Raw genomic sequence first — 23241 nt, forward strand, 5'->3', positions numbered from 1 at the left:
TCTTTGGTTTTATGCGTAAGTCCTAAATCCAAATTATCGGGGAAAAGTTTTCCTTACCCACACGGCGATAGCCAGCATTAACAAGCCAAATAGTAAGCCAAACAGCAGACTCCAGATAATTGTGGCAGCAAAGGGATGCAGCGGTAGAGAAAAATCGGGTTGCCATTTAATCGGTGTATCCTTGATTAGAGGATAGGCGGCGGAAAAGATTTGTCCGCCGCCGATCGCAGTTCCGACAAAAAAGATGATATTCTCAAGCTGGCGAGATCGCTTTTTCTCCTCTTCTTCCTTTTGCTTGTATAATTCCATCTGTTCCCTGTCTAATTCCACCTGTTCGATTTCCACCATCCCCCGCACAGTGGATATCGACTGCTGAAACAAATTTTGACTAGCAAGCAGGTAGTTTAAATCTATTTCAATTTGCCGCTGATACTTATTCTCCGCTAAATCTAGAAACCTCTGCCAAAAATCCAGATTGTCGCCTGGGATGCACAAACCTCTAATTCTTGTCAACTCCTTACCATAATTTTCAGCATTAGTATCAATAGTATTTCTGTCTTCTTGCAAATATCGCACCTGCAGAGCAAAAGCCAACATTTTAGTGTGAACTTCAGCCAGCAACTCCTTTAACTTCTGCAACTTAACTTGTCGATTTTGTTCGCTTTCTATTGCACGCAATTTGGGAAGCTTCTTTTCTAACTCGCCGACTATTTGCTGTGCTTGGCGATAATTTTTCCGAGCTTCGCCATACACAAATATAATTTTAGCGCGAGAGCACAGCAGATTCATCAAGTAAAAGTTAAACGTCGAGGTTGCGAATTCCAAAGTTCGGGGATTTTCTTGCAACCATACTAGAAAGTGACACCGCTGACGCGCATCATCTTCGCGGCTGTCATACTCAAAAATCGGACTCCCGAATAACTTTCCTTCGGCGCGAAAGTCTACTGATGCTGGCTGTTTATCCTGTACAAAAGCTTTAACAGATTCGTCAGCTAGTTTCCGGTAAGTATCATAAAATGCTGGTTCCGCATATAACAATAACGTTTGTCCCAGAGACGGTTTAATTGCATTTTGCAACAAGCAACCTTCGGGATTTAATCGAGTTAAGTCCGCTACTTTTATTGTTAAATTTTTATAGCAAAATGTCAAGTCTGCGGTGTAAGTATCCTGAAGTCGCAGAGCATTGATAGAACCATGAACTTTCTGGTTATCTGGCTGAGTAATTGGCTGGAAATTCAGAGGTTTTCCATCGGGAATCAGCAATTTTACCTGAGTCAGGTTTTCCCGTTCGCCGTCTGGATAATAGACGCCGTTTTTGTAGCAAATTAGCTTGTCTCTGAGGGATTTGAGTTCGTTGATGTTAAATTCTTTGCCGACATTATCTGCTAGATTGTCCCACAAAATTTGGGCATTTTTTGCTACTTGCTTATAGCCTTCGTCCCTATCATCCCGCAGGTGGAAAGGATAGAGGCTAATGCTGGGATTTTTAATTTGCCATTCTTGGCTCATAATCAATTTTGTGAGATGTTTTCGAGTATTTCTATCAGATATTTGGGGCGGGCAAGATGCCCAGCCCACAAGATTTTTATGGTTTCTATCTTAGGAAGGTGTTTGTGGATTATTTGTTGGCGGTGCAGGCGGCGCAGACGACGGAGGCAAACCCAGTCGAATCTGATTTTCCTTCAGCGTTTCGTAAAACTCCCTGACGATTTCCTCCGGTGCATCGCTATCACCGCCGCCCGCACCCATTTGATAAATTTCGTTCTCTAAATTCTCTTCAATTTGAGGCCGAGTTTCGCACCAATTCTTGATTGTTTGAGCGATAATATTGATATTATCGCTCGAACCCACATCAATAGCTGATAATTGTTTGACAAATTGCGGCTCGGATATTTTCAATAACTTAGTGAAAGCTGCCACAATTTCTTCTGGTGTGGCCTCATCGGGAAGCGACATTACTAATCTCCTTAAATCAATCTTTTCAGTTGACAGCGGTAAAGTTTCGGTTTCGCCAATTAAGGTAAATGCAGCCCAAGCTTTGGGATTCCAAAATTGAGCTTTTGTGGTTAGCATAGCACACCGCAAGGCGGCTGCTCGATTCTCGCCCCGTGCTAAATTTTGGTAGAATTCAGTCGTTAGTAATTTGGCTGAAATCGCTCCCATATTCCACAGGGAAACGATGATGCTGGGGACTCCGGCGAGGATGAAGCAGCGCGACAATCCGATGACTCCATCTCCGGTGATTTTACCGCCTCCGGTGCTGCACGCGCTTAATACTACGAGTTCGGAATCGAGTTTTAATTGCTGGATTTCTGCGGCGTTAAGCGCGCCGTCGTCCGTGTCTCCTGATGGTGCTAAAATTATCGCGCCGGGAATGCCGGAACCTTGGAAATCGTCGAGGAGTCCGTGGGCGGATAAATGAACGATGCGGGTGTTTAGCATCCTGTCTAAAATGGCGATTTTTGTGGCTTTTTCTCCGCTAATTGCTTGGGTTCCTAAAGTTGCGGCGATGGCTTCGGCGGCTTCTTTTGCCTTGGACAGTTGTTTGAGTTCGTAGGGCTTTTCTTTGAATTTTGCGGCGATGATTGGATCGCCGACAATTAGGGCGGCTTGTCTCAATCCTCGCACTCGGTTTTGACGTTGGCGGGTGATTTCTAATACTTGGATGGATGGGCTGGTGAGGATGGTATGATTTTCGATGAGGTAGCGGTTGTTGCTATCTTGCAAGGCGGCGAAGGGAACTAAAAATAAGTCGTAGTGGGGGACGAAGATGATGGGGGAATTGGCATCGGTGGGGAGTAAGTCTAAGATGGGTTCGATCAGGATTTGATGGAGGAGTTGCAATAGGGGAAAGCGGCCTGTTTCGTCTCGATTGTACTCGGATTCTAGCTGAATTTTGTTGCCTTCGTCGTCGGTTTCATTGGTGCCGATGGAGACGCGGGTTTTGAGGATGATTTGTTTGAGGGTTTGGTTTTGTTGGTTGAGGGGTTCGCGGTTGGCGGCGCGATGGGTGATGTTGCCGTTTGGTTGGATTACCCAGATGTAAATGTCATGAAAGATAATCGAATATTCAACTATTGTAGAGTTTCTATCGCGGGCGATTTGTTGGATTTGGGAAATTGATAACCCCTCCAACTCCCCCTTGCTAAGGGGGGGCTTTGAGAGGTTTGCTTCTTCCTCAAATCTTGATAACCCCCCCAGCTCCCCCTTGCTAAGGGGGGGCTTAAGAGGGAGGCATTGAGATAACTCTTGTTCCTTTCCTTGATAAGGGGGGGACTGAGGGGGGGTTGTTAATAAGGTTTGCCGCAATAACTCGACGAAGGCACGGGTGCGCGACATTTCTGATATTTCTAAGGCTTCATCAAATCTAGTTTGGGTGACTAAAACTTTTTGCAGCAGGCGATAGGCAGATATTTGGGTTTCAAAGATTGAGACTTTGTGGTCATTACTTACTAATTCAGAACGAATAGTTTCATGAATTGCGATCGAGGCACGAAGTGCTTTTTCCGCTTCAGCAAGTTGGTGAGTTTGTAGGAAAGTATTTCCCAAATTGTTCAGAGAGAATGACTCTCCCACGCGATATTCGATTTCCCGTGAAATGTCTAAAGACTGTTGGTGAAATTCGATCGCCCTGTGGTATTGCTCTAGGGATTGGTGAGCATTGCCCAAATTGCCGAGGGAATGAGCTTCTCCCACGCGATCTCCGATTTCCCGTGAAATGTCTAAAGACTGTTCGAGAAATTCGATCGCTCTGTGGGATTGCCCTAGAAAACGGTAAGCAATGCCCAAATTGCCGAAGTAATTAGCTTCTCCCGCGCGATCTCCGATTTCCCGATAAATAGTTAATGCCTGTTCCCAAGACTGCAAAGCTTCTCGAAAGTGACTGATTGCATACTGCTGAATTCCTTGTTCTAACAGTCTGTCTGCTTCTGCTTTTCGGGTGACGGCCACTGAGGTGTTGTCCTTCATCCCAAGCAGTATCCTGGCATAATTCATCAACCAATTAGCATTATTTAGTTCGCCTTTTTCTCTAAGACCATCTGCCTCTTCTAGCATAGCCGCCACTAAGCCATCATCCAGCAATTCCGGGTGAGTTTTCAATACCTCCGCTTCTTCGCCGCTGGAACAGGTTAGCAGTTGATTTATCAGGTTGAGATAGGCTTGTTCGCGTTCTGACTTCATTGCGATTTGGGATTTGGGATTGTGCGATCCATTAATTTATTATCGGTGAAACTCATCGGTTCGGGGCTGGCGATGCCAAGTTTTTTGTAGGGGTTCTCGCATTTGGGCGACAATATTTGCCACACCACGGGGATTTATCGTTTATTAGTCGGCTCGATGGTTTGTCCGTGGTTGCTATGGTTTGTCGAGTGGGCCGTTTGTTTGTCCGCGATTCCGCGAGTCCGCCAGGGGTTGAAACCCCTGTCTCATAGCTAAAGTCGGTTGAAACCGACTGAAGAATGGTGACAAATAATCGATTATCGTGACCAATATTTGAGTGTTTATTTAGTTTGCTTTTCAGTCCTCTTGAGAGGACTTTTGCTATGAGACGGGGGTTTCAACCCCCGGCGGACTTGTGGGATAGCGTGGGAGATTTTGATGGCAGGAATTTTGGTGGCGCGAATGTGCGATTGACTTGTTGCACACATTCCGCACTTCTTAAGATAGTCAAAAATATGTTGACGAGAAAACGTTATCCTATAAATTTAATCGCCAACATATTCTCGATCATTAATGACTATTGAGAACAAATAAACACTCCTTAATAAAACTCATATTTGTACATATCAGCGCAATGCTTGTAGACAAAGAATTACAGCCATTTCTTACCAAAAAATCCCCAATTAATGTTATGAAATGCGGAATGTGGGTTCAATCGCCCAGTAACTAAATACATAAATTCGCACAAACAAAAACCGGGCAACTTCAAAGCTACCCGGCAATCCAAACTTTAGACTTCAGACAAATCTAAAATCTAAAACCTAAAATTCTTAAACAGCTACAGTCTTCTTAGCAGAAGAGCTCAATTCGCCCTTAGCATACTTAGCTGCAAAATCATCCAAAGATACTTGCTTAATCTTTGTACCGTTACCAGCACAACCAAAAGAGTTATAGCGATCGCTACAAACCTTCTGCATATACTTGATCGACGGCTTCAAGAAGTGGCGGGGGTCAAACTCATCGGGCTTCGCAAACAAAGCTTCGCGTACCGCAGCGGTAATCGCCAAACGGTTGTCAGTATCGATATTGATCTTGCGAACGCCACACTTGATACCCTTTTGGATTTCTTCCACAGGTACGCCGTAGGTTTCGCGGATTTTACCGCCGTTGCTGTTGATAATTTCCAGCAATTCTTGGGGCACAGAAGAAGAACCGTGCATCACCAAGTGAGTATTCGGCAAGCGGCGGTGAATTTCTTCAATGCGGCTGATTGCCAAAATTTCGCCAGTCGGCTTGCGAGTGAACTTGTAAGCGCCGTGAGAAGTGCCGATCGCAACTGCTAGAGCATCAACGCCGGTTTGCTCGACGAAATCAACAGCTTGTTCAGGATCTGTCAGCAACTGATCGTGAGAAAGCGCACCTTCAAAGCCGTGGCCGTCTTCTGCTTCGCCCATTCCTGTTTCCAGAGAACCCAAGCAACCCAGTTCGCCTTCAACGCTAACGCCGATCGAATGAGCCACTTTCACCACTTCGCGAGTAACTTCAACGTTGTACTCGTAGCTAGCGGGAGTCTTAGCATCCGCTTCCAGAGAACCGTCCATCATCACGCTGGTGAAACCTTGGCGCATGGCAGAATAGCAAGTGCCGGGGGCATTGCCGTGGTCTTGGTGCATGGAAATGGGAATGTGAGGATAGGTTTCAACTGCTGCCAAAATCAAGTGGCGCAGGAAATTTTCGCCAGCGTAGGAGCGAGCGCCGCGAGAAGCTTGCAGAATCACAGGGCTGTTGGTTTCGTCAGCAGCGCGCATGATCGCTTGGATTTGCTCCATGTTGTTGACGTTGTAAGCCGGTAGGCCGTAACCATTTTCAGCCGCGTGGTCGAGCAGCAATCGCATAGGTACAAGCGCCATAGATATTCCTCCTAATTATTTGTGATTTTTGGGCAGTGAATTTTGGACAAGCTCAATTCTTACGATAATATTAAGACAATTTGCCACCGATCGCGCACTATCTTTCCAGATTTACTTAAAAGTTCAAAAAACAAAATTTTGAGTTCCGAGCATTCCACTCAAAACTCAAAATTTTTAACTCACAAATTTTTTATGGGTCGCCCGGGATTTGAACCCGAGACCGGTCGGTTAAAAGCCGAATGCTCTACCGCTGAGCTAGCGACCCGCGAAAACATTGTTACCGGACACAATTTCTAATAGTAGCACCCCTCATTTGAAATAGCAAGTGTTTTTTAAATAAAATTTGCAGTCATGCGAACCAGCATCTCGCAAGTCGCTCCCGGCTGCAAATAAATCAAGTGTTCGCCAGTGTTGAGGGCATTTCGAGGAGCAGTCCAAGGTTCCAAACAGTAAAAATCCTTGCCCTTCACCATCCAGAAAACCAACTTCCCATAGCTGGAGTTGTAACTGAGGGTCAGCCGCAAGCCGCTCGCCGCGTCAGTGACAGTAGCAGCAAGACCAGTGAGCTCGTCAAAGGAAACATCAATTTCATCCAACGTCGGGTCAAAAACCCCAGTGAAGTAACCCTTTTCATGGGTGTTCTGATCTCTGTACTGCATCCCCGGAATCTCAAAGCGCAGCTTAGATTTGTCCGTCGCCAAAAAGTAGGGATGCAAACCACTAGAAAACGGCATGGGTTCGGCAGACAGATTGGTGTATCGCTGAAAAATTTCCAAAGAATTGCCTTTAATCTGATAAGTGAAGGCTAGTTGGAAATCAAAGGGATAAACAGCCAGCGTCTTGTCGCAACTATTGAGAATTAGCGTAAGAGCGGCGCAACCCTCCGTAACTTGTTCGCCTATTGTCCAAGGCAAGTCTCGAGCAAAGCCGTGCTGTTTGAGCTGACGCTCCACTCCCTTGTGCGTGTAAGTATTGTCGGGGAGATTGCTGCAGATGGGAAACAGGATGGGAATCCCGCCACGTACAGTTAGAGCGGGATTGGCGAACCGTTCCGCGTCCAAATAGAAGATTTCTTTGCCTTCAACCAGCCAGCTAGTGGCAATACCGCCCCGTTCCGGCACAACTTCTAGAGTAGAGTTAGCGGTTTCGTCGGAGAGGATATAGGTTTTGTACTGCTTTTGCTTGAGCGCGATCGCAAACACATTTGTCATCGGTAGTAGGTCATTGATCATTGGTTGTCAGTAAATCGGTCGTTAATAATTGGTCGCTGGTATGTTGATGTTCACCCATTACCGCCCCTATCCTCCCCCTGCCTCCTCGTTGTTTCGGCCCCCATCGGCTAACCAATGCTCCCAGCTATAGGAGGTAGGGCGATCCGGTGCTTGGAGCGTTTGCTGCTGTTAGCTGGAACGATCGCGGAGGCCGGCTGCTGTTTGAGTGCAACTTCAAAAGATACAGCCCGAGTGGGGGGAAGATAGCTTTGGGGACTCGGCACTGCTCCTTGACTGGGAGATGGGGGCGAAATAAACGGTTCTTTGATGAATGGCTCTTTTGTAAACGGCTCTGATTCCCGGCTGGGATTTTGAGGTTGAGTGGGGTAGATGCGGGGCGGCAAATTTTGATTCGCAGGTGGGTTTGACTCAATTGCAGGCCCTGTCCCGTTCGGGAAAAATGAGGAGTTGTCCGGCTGTTGGGGCGCAGCCGGCAAAGCCGGCAAAATCAAAGTAGGTTTGGGTTGTCCGGGCCCTTGCTGAGCGCTTTCACCGGAGGTTCCCCCGGAACCTCGCCCGGGCTGGTATGTACCGCTCTTTGCTGCTCCTGGCAATGGAGAATTTGCAGTTTTTGATGCCGCTCCTGGCTGGACTAGGGCATCGAGAACTACAGAAGATTGCATCGGTCGATCGAAAATACTAGAAATTTGCTCGACACGTTTGAGGATGCGATCTGCTGCGGCTCCCTTCACCACCTTCGGCTGAAACTTTTTCACCTCCACAGGCAGAAACTCTACCTTCATATTCCTGTCTTTGAGCGATACTTTCAGGACTGCGGTATCGTAATCCCTGCGAGCATTCCCGCCGAATATAAAATTACCCAGCGAGTAAACTATCGGACGGCCCTTGTAAATTTCTGCACCTTGCAATACTTGGGGATGGTGTCCCACTACCAAATCAGCTCCTTGGTCGATCGTGAACCGAGCCAAATCAATCTGCCAGTCCCCCGGATAATCTGCCAATTCGACTCCCCAGTGGTAATTAACAATAATCCAGTCTACCTGACCCCTAAGAGCGCGAATATCCTCGGCCACGCGATTGTTACGGCGGGGGTTAGTGCCCGCTTTCCCTTGGTCAGCGACGTTAAGCTCGGCATCGTAATAACCGAGGTAGGCAATCCGCTGACCCTTAACTTCAATAATATCTGGACGCCTCGCTTCTTTAATATCTCTGCCGGCTCCCAGGTGTTGAATCCCACTATTATCTAGAGTATTCATCGTCTCCACCAGTCCCGGTTCCTCGTAATCCATAGCCCGGCTATTTGCCAGATTGACAATATCCACTCCTCCGGCTGTTAATACTTTCACCGATTCTGGATCGGCTTTAAAATTTAATTGTTTTTTGCCAGACCCCAATGTAGAGCGAGTCAGGGAGTTTTCTAGGTTAACCATCGCCACATCTGCTTGCCGGTACTCGTCCATATTGGCGAAAGCCCATTGGTGATCGTTGGCAGCAGATGCTCCCAGCGCATCCGATAGATTCACATTTCCTCCGAACATCAGCGTTACTGTTGGGTCGTAAGGATTAGCAACTTGCTTTTGCTGTACTACTGGTACCACTTCTAAGGCCGCTTGCACCGTATCCGCACGTTTTGGAGGCGGCCCCGACATTACCGCAGTTTGCTGGTACCCGGATACTGGGGATGCTGACCGCAGGGTCAGAGCTTCGTGGTAGCTGACCCAACACCCTAAAATAAATGAGGCCAGTGCCGATCCCACTAGCAGCAGAGAACGATACGTTTTAAATTTAACCCAATCGACGGCCGGTAGGGAACGGTAACGCCGCCGCTGGCGGTTTGCCGGAGTGACAATTCGCACTGACTGTTTCCAGAGAATGTCTGCATCCCCAGCCAAGCGCGCGTGAATTCGCACTCCTTCTACTGCTGGCGAGTTGAGTCTCCAGAGTTGGTGGCAAATAAATTTGACTAAGCCTTCCCGGAGAGTGCTCCCGAGTAATGTAGTATCTGGCGCAAATTCGCGCTGGAATTCTACAAGGATTTGGACGCAGCCGGCCTGAGCCTGTTCGACGCGGGCATAAATCCCTTCGGGGCGCAGCAAGCTGTCAATCCAGTAATTCAGGGCTTGAAAGTTGCCCGATCGCGCTAGCTCCAAGATAGACGGCTGCGACCAATTTTCTGCGTACACCATCAATTAGCCTCCTTAATACGCACGAGCGATGACTCCAATTTGTTTTGAACGGAACCGCAATTCTTTTAGCTTAACCGCCACAGGTTCCGCTGCCCGTTTTGAAGCTAGTTGTTGGCCGCCACCATTTTCTACATTTAGGGGCTGCCTGCTGTCAGTGATTTTTATCACACTCCGGTCAATCGATTTGAGATTTGAGATTTGAGATTTGAGATTGAGTTCACAGAGGGTACTCCGGGTCACAACAAAAGTCGAAACAAAAGGTTTCTGGGGGAGTTGAGGTAGAAAAGAGCGAGATTTATGAGGTAGAGTCTGTTTTTATTGTCGCTGTTTGAGTGTCGCTTTAAAGCTTTCGCTTGGAGATTTGAGATTTGAGATTGAGCCTAGACGGCGTTAGTGGGCGATCGAACAAACGTCGAAACAAAAGGTTTCTGGGGAAGTAGAGGCAAAAGAGAGCGAGATTTTTGAGGCAGAGTCTGTTGTTATTGTCGCTGTTAATCGGGTGCTGTCGTCAAGTCCTAATGCTTCGATCTATGCTGGCAAATGCCTCTCACGAGGGATGCCACTGGCTGCACAACCTGTAATTGGATAAATGGCGTACTAGATAGATTTGGTGGTAAAATCAAATTTGGTAACTCCCATCGGTACAAAAGTTGCGGAAAACGTGAAACTGGCCAGTCCATACGGCTGTGCCTTCCGATGTAAAACCCAAAGTACGTTACGGTAAACAGACCATATTTTAAGCAAGTTACACTGCGCAGGAGAACTGACAAATGCTACAGCGCAAAATCTATCAACTCTGTTGTGATGGTCGTGAGGTTTCTATTTTTCTTCGAGATCAGCAACGTTGGATAGAGCGCGCTCGTATCCTAGATATTGAAGGGGATCTAGTCACGCTGCGCTACGAAACCGACGAAGAAGACGAAATCAGCTCTTGGGAAGAAATGGTGCGTCTCGAAAGTATTGGAGCTGTGTCCCAGAAGTTGGCTTCGGTGTCCCGAACTAACTGCGAACCCCTAGTTTCTGACGATTGTCCCGAAGCCGAACAAATTCGCAATCACTACCCGGACTCGAATTTGGAATAGTTTTGAGCTCGCGCTTGAGGCACAAGGAAAACTTGGGGGAAAAGAAAACTACTTTTCTCCCTTTTTTGTGGAGAAATTATTATGCAAAAAACCCGGTTGAGGCAGAAAATATTCTGGGTTGTGACCACATAAGCTATTTTGCCTTTAAATTTAAGCTTGATGGCGGGATATCCTGCCCACGCGACAAGAGCGTAAGTACACAGTAGTTTAAAAATTCAATGCACGACACCCTAGCCCTGCTGAAACAGGGTTTTTTGTCTGGTTGCGTCTAGGACTGTTTTTTTGTTTTCTGGGCCTGCCGGCTGGTTTGTAGGTGTCCGAGAGCTTATTCGCCGTCTGTTTCGCCATCTAGGAAAAGTTCCGACTCCGGTATCGCTTTAAATACGGGACAGTAACCGTCGGGGGTAACTTTAAAGCCAAACAAAGCACTGGACTGGTTCCAACAGCGCTGGCTGCGGTAGTGCTGACAATTGCCACAGCATTCGAGGTTTGCCTGAACGGCGCTGCCTTGAAAAAGCAGTTCCCGCTGGGAGATGCCGCGCAGTACCAGTTCTTCGCCTTGCCAGCGCGCTTCTACCAAACCGGTATCGGCAAAATTGGCCCACCGAGGATCGGCTGTAATCGGACTCGGCAAGCTAATTGCTACCTCTGTCCCCAATTCGCTGAGTTCTCCCTCATAGTTGGTTTCTGGGATAGCGGGCTGCAAAAACATTTCCCCGATCGGCAATTCGACCAGTGTTCCGGCCGCCGGAGTGTGCAACTGGTAGCGGTTTCGCAGCTCGTCCAAGTTAGCCAGGTCAGCCAAATATGCAGGGGAACCGTGGAGTAAAATTACGTGCTGGGGACGCAAATTGTGGATGAGTTGGGTAGTCCCCGGCCCGTCGCAGTGTTCGGCTAGCAGATAAGTTTCGACACTTGTGACTCCTGATTCGGGCCTGTTGCCCAGCCAGTCGCTGACGGGATATCCTGGTTTTTGAGGGGCGAGCAAAATCCAAGGATTTGTGCCATCGGCAACATACAAAGGCAAATCAGCTAACTTGTCTGTAATTACAATACAGGGCGTGGCTCCCAATCCGGGGCGTTGTTCGGCAGACAGCCGGCGGACGCGGGGTTTCACCCTTTCGTCCCAAAACAAAGGTTGGTGCAGAGCAAAATTTTGGACGGCGGTGGGAAATTGGGGTAACAGTTCCAGATAAGCGTCGCACCCGTCGGCGACAGTGCCGTCCACCCAAATATCCAAGTCGCGGCCAGTAAAGTAGTGGTGACTGCGGAGCAGCATCAGCATTTCTTGGCCCAAACCAAGGGCCGGCGCTGGCAGCAGTACCGAGTACCCGTCGGCGATGGCGCGGTGGATGCGATCGGCTAACTGATTTTCTAGTTGTCGGCGGTGAGGGTGGCGCGCCGTGCCGTAACTGCCTTCCAAAATTAACACATCCGGCTTCATGCCCCTGAGTTCTCCCAGGGGCAAACCTTCCACCAAACGAGAATTGGACAGGAAAAAGTCGCCGGTGTAAACCACGGTGTAGGTGCGGTGCGGCGCGGCATAAGTCAGCAGCACAGTCGCCGCTCCGGGCAAATGGCCCGATGGGAACAACTGCACGCTCAGTCCTGGGCGCACTTCGAGCGGCGACAGCCAGGGCAGTCCCTGACAGAACCGGGACTCTGGCTGCTGATCCAGTTCTGGCCAGTTGAGCGGTAGCAGGCGCGCGGTCACTTCGCTGGCGTAAATTGGCAAGTGGGGGAAAGATTGATGGATTGCTAGCAAACCTCTGGCATGATCGGAGTGGGCGTGGGTACACACCACAAAATCGGCTGGCAGCGATCGATTTAGTGTCGCTGACAGCGGTGCAATATCCTCTATACCGCAGTCGAGTAAAATGCGGTGCGGCCCCATTCGGACTAGCAGACAGACCCCTTCTTGTGCGTGGCCTGCGCCGTAAGGTAAACAATCGAGATCCATCACTGCGGTTAGCTCCCTGCTTTGCACGCAACTTGCAGTATCGCCACATTTAAACATTGGTTGCGACTGCATTCATTCGATCGAGTTCAGTCTCGGACGCAGAAACCGGATTTGATGGACGAAAACACTTTGTTGCCGCCCTCGTTCCCGGTACAAAAACCCGGTTTATCTAAAGTTGTGGTGCGTAAGCCCTGGAGTTAAATGTTTGCTCGAAGGCTCCGGCTCTCGTGCAAGGAAAGTAATTGCACTTAAGATTTGATGCAGCCCCAAGAAAGCGATTTTCCGAAGGCATTGGCGGGACGGGCATTCTGCCTTCGACAAAGTTCAGGCTACTGGTTCTTGCATCAAAAGTTACATTTTATTGCACCATGTAAGAGCAGCGAGCTCGATCTCATATTCTGAGTTTTAAATCTTTTTCCACAATTTGCGCCTGCTAAAAGCTAGTCTTTTTTATGAGAAGATTTTAATTCAGATGCCCAAACATCTTGATAAAACTTTACAAATCTTCATTTTTAGGGGTGTGAGGGCCGTGTATAGTCCAATCTGAAAAACGGAGAACCAGCATCGGGCTAGCTAACTGCTTTTGTCCGAGCAGACAGAGACTTTATGAGTTGGCTCGGTTTCTTTGTAAAAGTTTGATACATTCTTCTAAGCAAACCTTGTGGCTATGGAGGAGAGAGTTTAAATGGCTTTTTGACCCCGCCCACAAACGGATACAAGTTTCCGACAGGAATAGCCCGCAGCCCAAAGTTTTAGACTCTTGTTCAAGCTCCCAGATTCATCTGTGGAGTAAATCTCAAATCGCCCGACTCAGCGCGACTCGACGCTCGTACTCGCCGAAGGTCTGAGCGCGGCTCGATGGCTCACCCAACGTATCGCCGAAGCCTCAAAACTCAAATCTAAAATCGACTGACTGCCCCATAATAGGTTCGTTTACTCCGCTGATTGACTAGGGGACAAAAAGATGAGTTCTTTTGTTTTACCCCCAACATAGCCACCTCAATCCCCCGACAATGGATGATATTCATCCTTCATCCTGTAAAAATACCACTAACTTGCCAGAAGTAATCTCAGTTTGATGAGTCTCCAACCAGTCTGTTATCTCGTGTTTTTTTTATCATTGCTGGGTCTTCTTTGGGTTGGGTTTTTGAGTTTTTTTAGCTAATCCGTGCCTATTTAAAAAGTGTGTAATAGCTGTGTTTGGAGTCCAATAACACTTCGTAGCTCTCTAATATGTATCGTTTGATTTCTGCGAGATCCGTGTTTGTTGACTGCATTCAGCAAATGAATTCCGCGCTTTGCACAGCAGATTATAGATCAGTGACTGGCTCTCGTCGCTATGCCAATTTTAACCTAGAGATACCAGTTTATAGAGTTTAGTTTGTTGAGCAGTTAACTGTACTAAACTTTTAGAAAATCCTGAATATTCAGGTTATTATAGGGTTTTAAAACCTTTTAATAAAAAAATGGGATCAATTTACGTGGTTATTGATTGGACTAGATCAACTCATTGAGAGTGGCGAACTAAGTGCTATCAATAAACCTATTGTGAGAAATTGGTAGTTCAAAAAGTGGCTTGTATAAAATCAATTTTTAGCTAAACCAGACCATCCCAGATATTTTTTTGCGCTATTATACCTAGTATTTGACTTGAGGCTCAAAAAATAGTATTTCATGGGTTGCCTCTATTATATTCTCACAACTAACTTGGGATTGTTAGAGAATTACTACTTGCGAAAGTTTGAAGTGGGAGAGTGTATAATTGTTTGGTATGTTGTAGAGAAGAGTACCCGATCGCAATTCAAGCTGAAATGAGGATCGATCGCACAAACCAGGTTTTGTCAAAAAATGTGGTTTTTACAGGTGGCATTAAGGGCGATGCTTGGGAGAGTGCCGAGAGTCCATAACACCTGCCATTGACACCAGCCTCAACGAGCTAAGGTGTTCGACGACAAATATTCTGTTGGAAAAAAAATTGACATCAGCGGGTAATAGAAAGTAAAAATAAATAAAAGCAATAATAAAAATCAGGCTTTATGTTGGATTCGCGATCGAGGCTAGGCAAGTATGGGATTGAGAAGTTGCTATCCCATAAAACAATTTTCGCTAAAATACATCCGGTAATATACGGAGTTTATATGATTTATTCGCAATCTAAAATATAAAATGGCAACAGCTATTCTTGACCTGGAAATCTCCAAACTCCCGCCAGAAATTACGGTTGAGGAGCGTTACAGCAAAGCCTTGATTTTAATTCGACTGCACAGCAAACCGATCGGTCAAGCTCTTTTGACCGTAGTCGGAGGCCGCATTGGCGGTGACGAATTACGGGAAGGACTGATGAATGCTGCTGGTGACAAATTGTGGAAAAACTGGCTCTACGACACTCTAGAATGGGATGAGCGGGGGTCGGTGGAGGCATTGCCGATCGCCACAGTAGCGGTTTGCACGCGCGATCGCCCTGAAGATTTGCGGCGCACTCTTGAAGCGTTTATGCAGCTCCCAGACGACGGTCAGGAATACTTAGTAATTGACAATTGTCCGGCTACGGACGCTACCAAGGAACTGGTCAAAAATTACCCAAAAGTCCGCTATGTGCGCGAAGACTTACCAGGTTCCAGCGCTGCCCGTAACCGAGCTTTATGCGAAGCTAAACATGAATTCGTAGCCTTTACAGATGACGATGCTGCTCCCGATCCGAACTGGCTGCGATCGCTCTTGTGGAATTTTAGTGATCCGCGAGTGATGTGCGTCACGGGCCTGGTGATGCCCTTGGAACTGGAAACCGAGGCGCAAGAATGGTTCGAGCGCTACAGCCCCCACGGGCGGGGGTTTGATCGCCAAATTTTTGACGGGGCGCACTGCAACCCGCTGGTTGTCGCTCCTGTGGGGGTTTCGGCGAGTATGGCTTTGCGGAAAAGTTCGATCGACTCTATCGGCTTGTTTGACGAGGCTTTGGGGGCGGGAACGCCTACTGTCGGCGGCGAAGACTGCGAACTGTTTGCCCGCATTTTGCGCGCGGGCTACCGCATCGTCTACGATCCGAGAGCCTTGAGCTGGCACCGCCATCGGGGCACTTGGGAAGAATTGCAAAAAACGCTCCAAGGCTACGGAATCGGAGTCTATGCTTTCTGGACGCGGATTTTGGTGAAAAATCGCGAATTAGGGGTGGTGCGATTAGCTTTGGGATGGCTGTATTCCAAGCAAATTCCTGAATTATTTGCTTCTTTGCGAAAGCAACCGGGCTCTATTCCTAGTGATTTACTTTTGGCTCAACTGCGGGGCTGCATTAGCGGGCCGATGGCTTATTTTGCTTCTCGCAAGCGGTTGCAGGAAGTTAAAGGGGAAGTCAATCAATTTTAGATTTTAGATTTTAGATTTTAGATTTACTCCACAGATGAATCTGGGAAATGAAACTAAGGTCTCAGCTTTTGGGATTAATAATTAGTCAGGAGGAACAGGGAAATTCGGCAACGGATGGTGTAATGGATTGAAGGGATTTAACAGATGGATATTGATGGGACAGCGAAGAAGTAAGAGTGTTGGAAATTTTCATCACCACTTATAAATCCCCACATACCAAATACCAAATATTAATTCCCAAATAACAATTACCAATTACCAATTATCAATCTAATATGAACAGGGAACATCTAACTGTTAGCGTAATTATTCCCAGCCACAATCGAAGTTCTTCGCTGCGGCGCGCCCTTGATGCTTTGCACTCGCAGACTTATCCGCTCGAGGTGATCGAAGTTATTGTGGTGGCAGATAGCTGCATAGACGATACTTTGGCAATGCTACAAGAATACAAAGCTCCGTTTAAACTGCACGCGATCGAGGTAAATTGCCGGAGCGCTTCAATGGCCCGCAATACGGGCGCTGCTTCGGCTACCGGGCAATTGCTGCTGTTTCTCGACGACGATATCGAAGCCCTGCCACCTTTGGTGGAAAGCCACGCGCGCGCTCACCGAGAGCGTCCCGGCTGCGCTGTCATGGGCCCTTACCCGCCTAAGTTGCAAGGAGCGACTAGGTTGTTTGATGTGCAAGCGCGATCGTGGTGGGAAGACAAGTTTTATCAGATGAGCCAGCCGGATCACCGATTTACTTATAAAGATTTGCTCAGTGGCAACCTTTCTGTGGATGCAGAACTGTTTGCTCGTCTTGATGGCTTCGATTCGGCTTTCGGGAACTGCGGCGGGGAAGATTACGAGTTTGGGGTGCGTTTGCTGAAAGCTGATGTACCTTTTGCTGTAGCGGGGGATGCAGTGGGCTATCATTACGAACACGAAACCAACAATCTCGATCGCTATTTCCGCCGATCCCGTCAGGAAGGGCGATCTGATGTTTTGATCGGCCACCGACACCCGGAACTTAGACAGACACTGCAGCTAGCAGGCTACGAAACTGCTTACTCGGTGGTAGATAAAATTCTCGTGGCGATCACGTTTTTCTGGCCGGCTGCTGTGGATTGCCTGGCCGTGGGACTGAGGAAATCTCTTGATTTACTCGAAAGCTTGCGGATGCGGGGAACTTGGCGGTGGTTGTGGGAAAAATTGCGCGGTTATTGGTATTTGAGGGGTGTCATCGATGAGTTGAAAAGTCGATCGGCAATTTCTAGTTTTTTACAAGGAGGCGCGGCGAGCGGCGATTTGGGCGGATATGAAATTGACATCGATTTGCAGCAAGGTTTGTTCGAGGCAGAACGCCTGCTAGACGCGGAACGGCCGGCTGGGGTTTACCTGTATTACGGTGAACGGAAAGTAGGCCACATTTTTCCGCAAGCGGGCGCAGAACCACTGCGGGGCGCTCACTTGCGATCGATTCTGGCGCTTGACTTTGCCGAACCCCTGGCTCAGGCGATCGGGGTTAACGGTATGCCCAAAAGTGCCGGTCTTTCTGACCCTAGCTTAGTTGACAACACCCTACTTCAACATCTAGAGTTATGTACAGTATTGGACAAAAAAAACTGAAAAATCATTTCTACTAACTGACATAATTAGATTAGAGGAAAAAACCAAAAGAGAGGTGTAATTAAGCCTGGAATTTATTTTAAATAAATAGTAATTTAGAGTTAAAAGGAAGAGAAATTGACAATGGTAATTATGGCAATAAAAGTGATTGAAGCTGATTTTTTAGAACCAATTGCTGACAAGCTGACTCTGGTGCAGACCCAGAATTTGGTTAAGATTCAGCCCTGGGAGGCATCCGAGCGAGAAGCTCAGATAGTTGCCGGAGGTGTGCGGTGAGAAATGCGGGAACGCTGGTTTATCGGCGCAAAATTGCTCATTGGTTCGATTTGCTGCGGGTGTTGGTAGATCGCGATATGAAATTACTTTACAAGCGATCGACCTTGGGGATTGCTTGGACTTTAATCAGTCCGCTGTTACAGTTGGCTGTATTTTCCTTTTTGTTTCGCTCTGTCGTACCCCTTAATATTCCAAAATTTTCTTCCTTTGCTTTCAGCGGCTTGTTAATCTGGAATTGGTCTCAAACGGTATTATTTAAATCAACGGCATTAATTACCAATCATAAGCCACTAATCAGGCAGCCAAATTTCCCCCCGGCAATTTTGCCGGTAGTCACGACGACGACGGGGCTCATTCACTTTTTCTTAGCATTGCCGGTGTTACTTATCTTTCTGGCAATTGATGGCGCTCCTCTGAATGCAGTGCTCTTGTTGTTGCCGCTGCTGATGATTATTCAGTTTTTCCTGACAGTTAGTTTTGCTTATCCCCTTGCCGCTTTGAATGTCACTTTCCGCGACACTCAGCACACTTTGGGAGTAGTTTTGCAGATGCTGTTTTACCTGACTCCGATTTTCTACGACATCAGCAGCGTCCCGGAAAAATTTAAGATTTTTTATTACTTAAATCCAATGGTGCCCCTGATTGAAGCTTACCGCGCCATACTTCTTAAAGGTATGCAGCCGGATTGGTCTGCTCTGTTAATTTTGAGCTTGGCTGTGGCGGCTCTTTTACCCATCGGACTGGGAATTTTTAGACGGCAAAGCGCTCATTTTGTGGAGGAAGTGTAAATGCGTGAAGCAATTATTGTCAAAGGTTTGGGTAAGCGTTTTAACCGCTACTCTACCGCGAAACCTCATACGATTATGGAAGCCGCTTTGTCCGGTTGGTGGAAGCTGAAGCCGGAGGCGAGTTTTTGGGCGCTGCGGAATATAAATTTTACTGTTTCTCCGGGCGAAATGCTGGGAATTCTTGGCAAGAATGGCGCGGGAAAATCAACGCTGCTGCAACTTGTCGGCGGTATTTGCCGGGCTGAGGAAGGATCTATTAAAGTTAACGGCAGAATTGGCGGCTTGTTGGATTTGGGTGCGAGTTTTCACACGGATCTAACGGGCAGAGAAAACGTGTTTGTGGGTGCGGTGGTGGCCGGTTTGACTCGCCGGGAAGTGGCGCGCAGGTTTGACGATATTGTGGAATTTGCAGAGTTAAAACAGTTTATTGACAGCCCGACGCGGACTTACAGTACGGGGATGAAAATGCGGCTGGCTTTTTCGGTGGCGGTGCATACCGATCCCGAAGTGCTTTTAGTTGATGAACATTTGTCGGTTGGTGATGTGGCTTTTCAAACTAAATGTTTGAATAAGATAACTGAGTTTAAGAATCAAGGATGTGCGATTGTTTTGATTTCTCACACCGCGTCGCAAATTCAGAAAATGTGCGATCGGGCTTTGTGGCTAAAATCAGGTGAAATTGTGGCTTATGGGGAACCGGAAGTGGTAGTCGGTCAGTATTTGTCAGAAATGCGATCGTCCACAGAAAATCGCAGTACCCTCCCTGCTGCGGAAGCTACAAGTAGCCAGTCACCACTGCTAGGTAATCAGAATCGGTTCGGTTCTTTGGAAGTAGAAATTACCGATGTCAAAGTGTTTCCGCATTCGGAAATAGATAGCGGTGATGCTATTAGCATTGAAATTAATTATTCGGTGTTCCAGGAAATTTCTGCGGCTATTTTTGCCGTGACAATCAGCAGGGATGATGGTCAAAGTTGTTTTGAGACTAATACTAATCAAATGGGCAGACTGCTGCCGCTGGTGAAAGGGAAAGGCAAAATCCGGCTGCAAATAGACAGACTGGATTTAGGAAACGGTCAGTATTACGTGAATGTTGGGGTTTACGAGGAAACTTTGGCTTACGCCTACGATTATCATTGGCAGGTTTATCCGCTGTACGTGCGATCGACTGTAAACCAAAAAACGATTCTTTGTCCGCCGTACCGCTGGGACTTTGAGGGCAAAATGCCACTTCTGGATTTACCGGAACCAGCCACTACAACTTACGATTTGAATAAAAATAATCCCGGCTACGTCAATGTTTCAAATCAGTTGGGACTTAAGCAAAAACCTGATTTTTTAATTATTGGCGCTCAAAACTGTGGCACGGAATCTCTTTACGGGTATCTCGCAAATCACTTGCAAATAAAAGAAGCTTCCCGCGAAATTCACTTTTTTGATTTGAATTATGAGCGTGGTGTTGATTGGTACAACAAACAGTTGGCTCGCAGTGTAACTGGTGAAAAGGTGTTGCTGTGGGAGATGACTACTTATTATATTTATCATCCTTTGGTGGCCGAGCGGGTTTACAAGTGTTTCCCGGATGTTAAGCTGATTGTGATGCTGCGAAACCCGGTAAAACGAGCATGGATGCACTATCATTTAGAAGTGGCGAGTGGTTGCGAAAAGTTGGATTTTGAAAAGGCGATCGCTTCTGAACCAGATAGGCTCAAAGGTGAGATTGAAAAAATGAAAGCCGATGAAAATTATTACAGTTTTAATCACCAGCATTATTCCTATCTGTCGCGGGGAATTTATGTAGAACAAATCAAAAATTGGCTTGATTATTTTCCGAGGGAACAGTTGCTAATTCTCAAAAGCGAAGATTTTTCCGATAATCCCAGCCAAGTCTTCTCGGAAGTATTGAATTTCTTAGCTCTTAGTGAGAGTGCAATTAAAGAATATGAAATCAATTATGTAGATCAATACAGCAAAATGCCGCCTGAAATCGAACAAGAATTGACTAATTATTTCACACCTTACAATCAGGAACTTTCTGATTTGTTAAAAGAAAAATTTACGTGGACTTAAGCAAATATTTGAGGTTCGCTAAAAAATAGAGGTTGACAAAGGATTTATAATCATACATCAATTAAATCTCTTTCTTCTCTTCCTCTGTGGGCTTAGCGCTCTCTGTGTTTCCCTCAAAAAAATCTCATTCACAAACCATTTATGAGGTATAAAAATGAAACGGATATTTTTAGTAGGCTCTCCGAGGAGCGGCACAACCATGCTTCAAAGTTTATTAGCCGCTCATCCTGAAGTTATTTCTTTTCCTGAATCTAAGTTTTTTCACTATTTGCTGTACAAAAAATTTGTGCGAAAGTTTCCTAGTAGGATGGAAGCTTTTTTTAAGGATGAGATTAATCGCCCTGAACTTTTGCAAGGTTTTGATAATAGTCAAACTCTAGGCACTAAAGTTAGGTGGTTTGTCGAAATTTTGGATGGTTTGGCGGCGGAACAAAACAAAAGTATTTGGTTGGAAAAAACGCCGGAACACATATATTTTATTGAGGATATACAGCGGTTGTTGCCGGATGCTAAATTTATACATATTTTGCGAAACAGTATGGATACCATAGCTTCTCTGCATGAGGCTACTAGAAATTCTCATGATTTATGGGGGCCGGGTTGGGATTTAAACCACTGTATCACTCGCTGGAAAGAGGCGATGTTAATTAGTCACAAATATGCTAAAAATTATAATCATATATTAGTGAGATATGAGGATATTGTAGATAATAAAGTTAAAAAGTTAGAAGAAGTTTGTAATTTTATGGGCGTTGAATATGATAAAATAATGCTGGAATTTTATAAAGAAAAAGCCGTAAATTTAAGTTTAAATCTGCCTTGGCATCAAGGGATTGATAGAGAGGTTAAAAGTAATAATGTTCACAAATATCATAAGATTTTTAAGAGCCATGAAATCCGCTATATTTTAGATAAGATTAAGGGCGTCAAGGGTGAAATTTCTGGGAAAGTTACGTTGGAAGTGAGCGAACCAATTTCCGATATCTGCGATCTGCCGCAAATATACGATCGCCTGTCCTGTACGATCAAACTAGAAGGAATTAAACTCGGTATTATTGAATTGCCGATTTGCGATGGCATGGTTGCGGCTGCGGTTTTGGCGGATGCGATCGCAGCCCAGTTTGCTTGGCCAATTCTCGATCGCTTCTTTCAACGCAATCGCTGCGAAAAAGGCAATAAATTGTGGGAAACTTTGCTGGAACCATTGCACCCTAAACATGACTGGACGCTATTTCTGCAAGAATTATGGGGGCGTCCGCATTGGCATTTGGAGGATTTCTACAATCCTGAAATAGCTGAGGAAGTCTCAACAATTACCCTCGAAAAAGATTTGATGGTCTTAGAAATTAGCGAGGAATTTGCTAATATAAAAGTTGAGCTTCCTGAAATAGACGTGCTGGTGAAAGTAGGTGGCGTGGCTGTCGGTATTGTCACTGTTGCGGTGGAAAATAATTTTGTTTCGGCTCAAAAATTGCGATCGACAATTACTCGAAATATGGGTTTTGAGTTGTGCGTCGCCGCCGTGCGAGAAGCTTTGCTGGGACAACCACTCAACGGCAAGCAAGGGCTACGATCGCGCTTAGCCTCTTGTGCTCAACAAAGGTCTAATTTGCCCGACTGGTGGAATGCACCGGATGCTGGGGGCATTTACCCACCAAATGCGGTGATATTCGGCAGGCGATCGGGTGCGATCGGGACGAGTGTCAGCCGTCGCGCCTCACTCCCGGCGGCGGCGCTGCAGGAAATCGCGTCAGCGGCGGCAATCGCGGGGGAACCGACAATGCAAATTCCCCAAGAAAACGAGTTTCCAAAGCAAGTATTTTACGCACCGGAAATCATTGGCTCAAAATCTTCTTATCGGGAAGTTTCTCACTCGGTGAAACCTCAAGTTTTGGACAATCATAGCGTTACACAAAAACTCCCGATTCTCTCGTACCGCCGCATTTCTCCTGACGGTTTAGACGCAGTTAATCCCCAGATTTTTGAACAACAGTTACACAAGCTCAAAAATCAGGGTTATTACAGTGTAAGTTTGGAAAATTGGCGAAGCGCAAAACTGGCTAAAACTCCTTTACCCGGTAAAGCTGTATTGATGACATTTGACGGCGGCTATCTCGACTTTTTCCAATATGCTTGGCCTATGCTAAAACGTTTTGATTTTACAGCAACTGTTTTTCTCGTAGCAGAGTCAATAGGAAAGACAAATAGTTGGGAAAAAGCCGAATTTGAAGAAGTGCAGTTAATGGGATGGCCGGAAATTTTGCAACTGCGGGATGCAGGGATTGAATTCGGTTCTATGTCTGCTACTCATCAACCTTTGACTGCATTGTCGCCGACAGAAATTGTGCGGGAGGCAGCAAAATCCCGTGCTATCTTGGAACAAGGATTAGAGAAATCTGTTAAATGTTTTGCCTATCCTTACGGGGATGTCGATCCCATTGTAGCGCACTTAATTGGAGCGAGTGGATATACTTTTGGTGTATCATATAAATTAAATTTTAGCAGTTTTGACGATTCTTTATTGTCGCTGCCGCGCCTTCAAGTCACCGCAGAAAATGCCTTAAAATTACTTTAGGATCGCGAATTAAATAACTTACAATTTT

Annotated in this window: 15 protein-coding genes and 1 tRNA gene; 8 read left to right on the forward strand and 8 right to left on the reverse strand. The window is 46.5% G+C overall.

Features of this window, described 5'->3' with window-relative positions; genetic code table 11:
• Positions 1-33: 33 nt before the first annotated feature.
• The 7 genes from NDI35_RS11110 to NDI35_RS11140 form a co-directional block, all read right to left on the reverse strand.
• The gene (locus tag NDI35_RS11110) at positions 34-1509 is read right to left on the reverse strand and encodes a lytic transglycosylase domain-containing protein (protein ID WP_445312789.1); all 1476 of its coding nucleotides are present in this window, start codon (positions 1507-1509) and stop codon (positions 34-36) included.
• Positions 1510-1599: 90 nt separating this feature from the next.
• The gene (locus NDI35_RS11115) at positions 1600-4182 is read right to left on the reverse strand and encodes a CHAT domain-containing protein (RefSeq protein WP_445312790.1); all 2583 of its coding nucleotides are present in this window, start codon (positions 4180-4182) and stop codon (positions 1600-1602) included.
• Positions 4183-4991: 809 nt separating this feature from the next.
• Complete coding sequence (gene fba, locus NDI35_RS11120; RefSeq protein WP_015177149.1) at positions 4992-6071, reverse strand: class II fructose-bisphosphate aldolase; 1080 nt, start codon at positions 6069-6071, stop codon at positions 4992-4994.
• A gap of 193 nt (positions 6072-6264) precedes the next feature.
• Positions 6265-6336, reverse strand: a tRNA-Lys gene (locus NDI35_RS11125).
• 67 nt (positions 6337-6403) lie between these two features.
• On the reverse strand, positions 6404-7273 hold the full coding sequence (locus tag NDI35_RS11130) for an aldose epimerase family protein (protein ID WP_445312880.1): 870 nt from the start codon (positions 7271-7273) through the stop codon (positions 6404-6406).
• A gap of 137 nt (positions 7274-7410) precedes the next feature.
• Entirely contained in the window at positions 7411-9489 is a 2079-nt protein-coding gene (locus tag NDI35_RS11135) for a CapA family protein (protein WP_445312791.1), read from the reverse strand.
• A 12-nt stretch (positions 9490-9501) separates the two neighbouring features.
• Positions 9502-9657: a hypothetical protein gene (locus NDI35_RS11140; RefSeq protein ID WP_158307982.1), complete on the reverse strand. Its 156-nt coding sequence runs from the start codon at positions 9655-9657 to the stop codon at positions 9502-9504.
• A gap of 602 nt (positions 9658-10259) precedes the next feature.
• On the opposite strand from NDI35_RS11140, the gene NDI35_RS11145 reads away from it, so the two are divergent.
• Positions 10260-10571, forward strand: coding sequence for a DUF6679 family protein (locus tag NDI35_RS11145; protein ID WP_006633466.1), 312 nt, complete (start codon positions 10260-10262; stop codon positions 10569-10571).
• Between the two features lie 325 nt (positions 10572-10896).
• Here NDI35_RS11145 and NDI35_RS11150 read toward each other — a convergent pair whose 3' ends face one another.
• Positions 10897-12531: an MBL fold metallo-hydrolase gene (locus NDI35_RS11150; RefSeq protein ID WP_445312881.1), complete on the reverse strand. Its 1635-nt coding sequence runs from the start codon at positions 12529-12531 to the stop codon at positions 10897-10899.
• A gap of 1766 nt (positions 12532-14297) precedes the next feature.
• Between NDI35_RS11150 and NDI35_RS11155 the strand changes: the two genes are divergently transcribed.
• The 7 genes from NDI35_RS11155 to NDI35_RS11185 all read left to right on the forward strand — a co-directional run bounded on the left by NDI35_RS11155 (position 14298) and on the right by NDI35_RS11185 (position 23213).
• Positions 14298-14438: a hypothetical protein gene (locus NDI35_RS11155; RefSeq protein WP_445312792.1), complete on the forward strand. Its 141-nt coding sequence runs from the start codon at positions 14298-14300 to the stop codon at positions 14436-14438.
• 259 nt (positions 14439-14697) lie between these two features.
• Entirely contained in the window at positions 14698-15894 is a 1197-nt protein-coding gene (locus NDI35_RS11160; protein ID WP_445312793.1) for a glycosyltransferase family 2 protein, read from the forward strand.
• A gap of 275 nt (positions 15895-16169) precedes the next feature.
• A complete protein-coding gene (locus NDI35_RS11165; protein WP_445312794.1) occupies positions 16170-17504 on the forward strand; it encodes a glycosyltransferase family 2 protein in 1335 nt (444 codons plus the stop codon).
• Positions 17505-17636: 132 nt separating this feature from the next.
• Positions 17637-17780, forward strand: coding sequence for a hypothetical protein (locus NDI35_RS11170; RefSeq protein ID WP_445312795.1), 144 nt, complete (start codon positions 17637-17639; stop codon positions 17778-17780).
• Complete coding sequence (locus NDI35_RS11175; protein ID WP_445312796.1) at positions 17777-18568, forward strand: ABC transporter permease; 792 nt, start codon at positions 17777-17779, stop codon at positions 18566-18568. Before NDI35_RS11170 ends, NDI35_RS11175 begins: the two co-directional genes overlap by 4 nt.
• Complete coding sequence (locus NDI35_RS11180; protein ID WP_445312797.1) at positions 18569-20638, forward strand: Wzt carbohydrate-binding domain-containing protein; 2070 nt, start codon at positions 18569-18571, stop codon at positions 20636-20638.
• Positions 20639-20792: 154 nt separating this feature from the next.
• Positions 20793-23213, forward strand: coding sequence for a sulfotransferase (locus NDI35_RS11185; protein ID WP_445312798.1), 2421 nt, complete (start codon positions 20793-20795; stop codon positions 23211-23213).
• The last annotated feature ends 28 nt before the right edge of the window (positions 23214-23241 follow it).

Source organism: Microcoleus vaginatus FACHB-2002, assembly GCF_040004035.1.
Classification (GTDB): Bacteria; Cyanobacteriota; Cyanobacteriia; order Cyanobacteriales; family Microcoleaceae; genus Microcoleus; species Microcoleus vaginatus_C.

Excerpts from the sequence above, each read along its gene's own strand:
- NDI35_RS11145 (WP_006633466.1), top strand. The coding sequence starts at position 10,260 with ATGCTACAGCGCAAAATCTATCAACTCTGTTGTGATGGTCGTGAGGTT.
- NDI35_RS11165 (WP_445312794.1), top strand. The coding sequence starts at position 16,170 with ATGAACAGGGAACATCTAACTGTTAGCGTAATTATTCCCAGCCACAAT.
- NDI35_RS11180 (WP_445312797.1), top strand. The coding sequence starts at position 18,569 with ATGCGTGAAGCAATTATTGTCAAAGGTTTGGGTAAGCGTTTTAACCGC.
- NDI35_RS11115 (WP_445312790.1), bottom strand. The coding sequence starts at position 4,182 with ATGAAGTCAGAACGCGAACAAGCCTATCTCAACCTGATAAATCAACTG.
- NDI35_RS11160 (WP_445312793.1), top strand. The coding sequence starts at position 14,698 with ATGGCAACAGCTATTCTTGACCTGGAAATCTCCAAACTCCCGCCAGAA.
- NDI35_RS11135 (WP_445312791.1), bottom strand. The coding sequence starts at position 9,489 with ATGGTGTACGCAGAAAATTGGTCGCAGCCGTCTATCTTGGAGCTAGCG.
- NDI35_RS11150 (WP_445312881.1), bottom strand. The coding sequence starts at position 12,531 with ATGGATCTCGATTGTTTACCTTACGGCGCAGGCCACGCACAAGAAGGG.
- NDI35_RS11110 (WP_445312789.1), bottom strand. The coding sequence starts at position 1,509 with ATGAGCCAAGAATGGCAAATTAAAAATCCCAGCATTAGCCTCTATCCT.
- NDI35_RS11185 (WP_445312798.1), top strand. The coding sequence starts at position 20,793 with ATGAAACGGATATTTTTAGTAGGCTCTCCGAGGAGCGGCACAACCATG.
- fba (WP_015177149.1), bottom strand. The coding sequence starts at position 6,071 with ATGGCGCTTGTACCTATGCGATTGCTGCTCGACCACGCGGCTGAAAAT.
- NDI35_RS11170 (WP_445312795.1), top strand. The coding sequence starts at position 17,637 with ATGGCAATAAAAGTGATTGAAGCTGATTTTTTAGAACCAATTGCTGAC.